At 41.5% G+C, this 4,048-nt stretch carries 5 protein-coding genes; 3 read left to right on the forward strand and 2 right to left on the reverse strand.

Features of this window, described 5'->3' with window-relative positions; translation table 11 throughout:
* Positions 1-176: 176 nt before the first annotated feature.
* The 3 genes from H6B30_RS15540 (at position 177) to H6B30_RS15550 (ending at position 2,435) form a co-directional block, all read left to right on the forward strand.
* Positions 177-710 carry an ORF6N domain-containing protein gene (locus tag H6B30_RS15540; RefSeq protein ID WP_205112183.1) on the forward strand — a complete coding sequence of 178 codons (534 nt, stop codon included), beginning with the start codon at positions 177-179 and terminating at the stop codon, positions 708-710.
* 632 nt (positions 711-1,342) lie between these two features.
* Positions 1,343-1,876 carry an antirestriction protein ArdA gene (locus H6B30_RS15545; RefSeq protein ID WP_205112179.1) on the forward strand — a complete coding sequence of 178 codons (534 nt, stop codon included), beginning with the start codon at positions 1,343-1,345 and terminating at the stop codon, positions 1,874-1,876.
* Positions 1,877-1,952: 76 nt separating this feature from the next.
* Entirely contained in the window at positions 1,953-2,435 is a 483-nt protein-coding gene (locus tag H6B30_RS15550) for a DUF7258 domain-containing protein (RefSeq protein ID WP_205112180.1), read from the forward strand.
* A gap of 163 nt (positions 2,436-2,598) precedes the next feature.
* Here H6B30_RS15550 and H6B30_RS15555 read toward each other — a convergent pair whose 3' ends face one another.
* A complete protein-coding gene (locus tag H6B30_RS15555) occupies positions 2,599-3,015 on the reverse strand; it encodes a hypothetical protein (RefSeq protein WP_205112181.1) in 417 nt (138 codons plus the stop codon).
* A 10-nt stretch (positions 3,016-3,025) separates the two neighbouring features.
* Positions 3,026-3,952, reverse strand: coding sequence for a hypothetical protein (locus tag H6B30_RS15560; RefSeq protein ID WP_205112182.1), 927 nt, complete (start codon positions 3,950-3,952; stop codon positions 3,026-3,028).
* Positions 3,953-4,048: the final 96 nt, after the last annotated feature.

Here is a 4,048-nt window from a genome sequence, read left to right on the forward strand (position 1 = left end):
CGTGTACGTACGGTTCGGAGGCAGGCTGTCGGAAACCTACCACCGTAAGGTGGCATGGCGCCGACAGCCGAGCCTACAAATCATCGACACGAAACTGAGTGCCGACATGGATATGTTCGCCCAAAGGCTGAATGAAAGGAAAACAAGCGTTTAATCACAATAAAATCTTGAAGTTTATGGATTTGCAGGTCATTCAAAACAAAATCTATGAAGTCAGGGGTTGCCGGGTGATGCTTGACTTCCATTTGGCGGAACTCTACCAAGTGGAAACACGAGCTTTGAAACAGGCGGTCAAACGCAACATCGGGCGTTTCCCGTCCGACTTTATGTTTGTCCTCTCGAAAGAGGAAGCCAACTTATTGTTGTCCATAGGGGTGTCACAAAATGTGATACCCCCGGATTACAACTTTGGCGCAGCCTTGCCTATGGCTTTCACCGAACAAGGCGTAGCCATGCTTTCATCCGTCTTGCGCAGCCAGACCGCCATCGAGGTGAACATTTCCATCATACGGGCATTTGTCCTTATGCGTCAGATGGTAGCGGGCTATGAAGAACTGTTGAAACGCATCGAGGAACTGGAAGCCAGTACCGATGCGCAGTTCAACGACATCTATCAGGCATTGACCCAGCTTTTGAGCCAGTCCCAAGAGCAGAAACAACGCCGCAGAATCGGATTCGTTACCTATGACAAGCCGGAAACAGACAGGTAACGATTTCGGTAACGAAATGCTGTTTAATATACTGTATTTCAATAAGTAGTTTCCATTTATCTTGCGGGCAGTCCACCGGGCTACCCGCTTTTTTATATCCTTTTCCTCCGGCACATTCCCCGAAACGCCAGCCGTGCGGGGCATGGCTGACTGTTTCTCGTGAAAAGAGCCTTCGGAAACCCGCACAAGCGTATCGAAAGACGGGCTTCCGACACCCTTGCCTTTCCCGCCCGCTTCGTATAGTGTTCCCTATCAGATGAAAGGAAACAAGAACTTTTATCCCGTTTCCCTATCGGTAAACCCTCCCCCTTATGCAGTCCCCCAGCCGGGAGGTCGTTTTTCACGCTTCAATAGGCAAAGGTAGCTACGGGGGCTTTTGGCTCTGCAAATTAGGTTTCATCGAAAAAAATTGTTCCGTCTTCCGTTGGTCGGGGAAAATTTTTTGTCGGAAAAATTTGCATAGCAAGACCCCTTCACAAACCTGCCTATGTGAAACGAAAACGACCAACCCGACCGGAAGACGCATAAAAAAAAGGTCGGATTTACGGGAAACGGGAAAAAGTTCAGTGAAACTTTAACTCCCTCACCTATCGAATCCGCATAAAAATTAAAAACTTAAAAATTACAGCGATATGGAAACGGCAACATTATCAGAAGCAAGAGTTTATGTAGGCACTTACGGCAAGTATAACAACGGTTCACTGTTCGGCGCATGGCTGGACTTGTCGGACTATGCGGACAAGGAAGAGTTTTACGAAGCCTGCCGGGAACTTCACAAGGACGAGGAAGATGCGGAATTTATGTTTCAGGATTACGAGAATATCCCGGAGAATTTGATTTCCGAAAGCTGGATTTCCGGGAACTTCTTCACCTTGCGGGATGCGGTGGAAAAGTTGGGCGACACCGAACAGGAAGCCTTTTTCGTGTGGTGCAACTACAAAAACCATGATTTGAGCGAGGAAGATGCCGACGACCTTATTAAGAATTTCTGGGACGAGTATCAAGGGCAGTATGACGATGAAGAAGATTTCGCCTACCGGATTGTAGAGGAATGTTACGACCTGCCGGAGTTCGCAAAGACCTATTTCGATTATGAAAAGTTCGCCCGTGACTTGTTCATGTGTGATTATTGGTTTGATGACGGCTTTGTGTTCCGGGCAGCGTGAAAGGATTATCCGGGCAGGGTGTCAAAGCCCTGCCCGCCAAAAAGACAAAGTTTATAACCCATAAAATTTTGAGGACATGAAAACGACAGAAGTAAGCAAAGACCTAATCGGCAGGCGTTGCGAGTGTATTTTTACGGGCATGATGGTAACGGGCGTTATCGAGGACACGGAGGAAAACGAATATTCGGTAAACGTGAAAGTGCGTTTCGACCATCCGCACCAGTGGGGCGATGATTTCTACACGGAGGATTGGGCATGGGGGCGCAAGTCTGACGAGTTCGGCACGTTGCACCATTTGCGGCTGCTGGAGGACAAGCCGGACTTTCAGACGATGGTAGTAGTTTTCGGAGAGCCAATCAGCCAAATAGACCGCAGCGTTTTTGAAGATGCGGACACGTGGGGCGTGAGTTCCCTGCAAGGCTGGGTAAACAGCTATGAAAGTGTCCGGTTTGTAGCCATAAACAAGCATACGGCGGTCATAACGGGCGAATACAACTTTGAACAGGTCAAGGTGTGGTTAGAGAAATATGTGCCCGTAAAGAGCCTTAAAATCAGTTGATGGAGAACGGCGGCGAGATGCCGCCGCTACTTTCTTCCGTGAGCCCGTTTGCGGTGAAGAAAGTAGCAAAGAAGCCTTTTGTTTTCTTATCATGAAACCTGCCCGCCGATGCTTCCCAGCGGGCAATCTATATTTCTCATTTTATACAAATTCTGCTAGTTGTCTAAATATTAGAAATAAATTGTTCCCCATATTCTATTGCTGCAAGTCTATTAACTCGTGCAATTCTTCCCATTATTTGTCGTATATGATTAACCATATCTTGAGATTGCGTTTTTTGTTGAACATACTCTGAAATTTCATCTTGTGCTTCCTTATAGGCTTGATTTATCTCATCAATCCAATGAGATTGTGACTGTATATGTTCGTGTATTTGTGAAAACTGACATTCATATTTTCTTTTTAATTCATTGGGAATTGAATTCGAAGGGTCTATAATTTTATTATCGAATGAAATAAATCCGCCTAAATCACGAATATGGTTAGCCTTTTGAATATAAATATCTACCTCTTCGTTGAGATTCTTTTTCCGCTGCTCCATTTCGGAACAAAGCTCCTTAAACTTCTTTACTTTTTCCATAACTTCAAATTTATAATTCATACTTTAATTTCATATCCCAGCTATATATCCACTTGTTTAGTGCCTTTATGTTTTTTTCATCAGTTAAAAAATCACCATTTATAGTTTGCATATACATAGGTGTATTCGGTTGGTATTCATCAAAAAAATGATATGCAAACTCGTATGGCATTAAAGGTGTAGGAATAAAACAACAAAAGTGATGTTTTCTATCTGTTTTATATTGGCATGTATATATTATAAAGAATCCACGATGTCTATTATCATTAGATAAATATATTCCATCTTGCATATTTATGGGCTGCTTTGTCCATAAATCAGGTACAATATATCTACTTGGATTTTTTATTTGTTCTCTGATTCTATCATAATGCTTATCAAGCAAAAAAGAATATCCAAAGTGAGAAAATAGAATGATATAAGCATTTTTTAGAATAGCCGTTGATACTTTTTTCATATCAATATCTACCTTTTGATTTTTTATATCTATAACATTCCCCTCTTTGATATTGTTTATATGTTCTTGTAGCCATTGTGGATTATTAATTTTTTGAGGTAGAATAACTTTTAATTCTTTATTGTTACCGACCTCTAACATTGCATTTATCTTTCTACCATTATCGGGTATTTCTATACGTCGAGTAGAACCTTCTACAAAATCAATTTCATCTAATCGTTTTAGAAAATTTACAAGATGAATATCGATATTGTGCCCACACGAATTGTTGCAATCTTTGCAAGTTATAGCTATTTTGTGTCCACCTAAAGAATCTTGTGGAGCATCTTCTAATGACAAAGCAGAAATCTGTTCTTTAGAGAATTTTCGCAAACAAATGGGACAAATATAATCGTTATTCATCTCTGTTAAAATATTTGCATTGCGCAGTAATTCAATATGCGTAATATATTTATTATATAATGATTCTATTTGAGGCATATTCTTTTTGAGCGTAAAGATAACGTGAGTTCGATGAATTATAACTATTTGTAAATTTGGTGATTAGCGAAAATTGTTGTAACTTTATAGTGTTCA

The sequence above is a fragment of the Marseilla massiliensis genome (assembly GCF_016899955.1).
Taxonomy (GTDB): domain Bacteria; phylum Bacteroidota; class Bacteroidia; order Bacteroidales; family Bacteroidaceae; genus Prevotella; species Prevotella intestinigallinarum.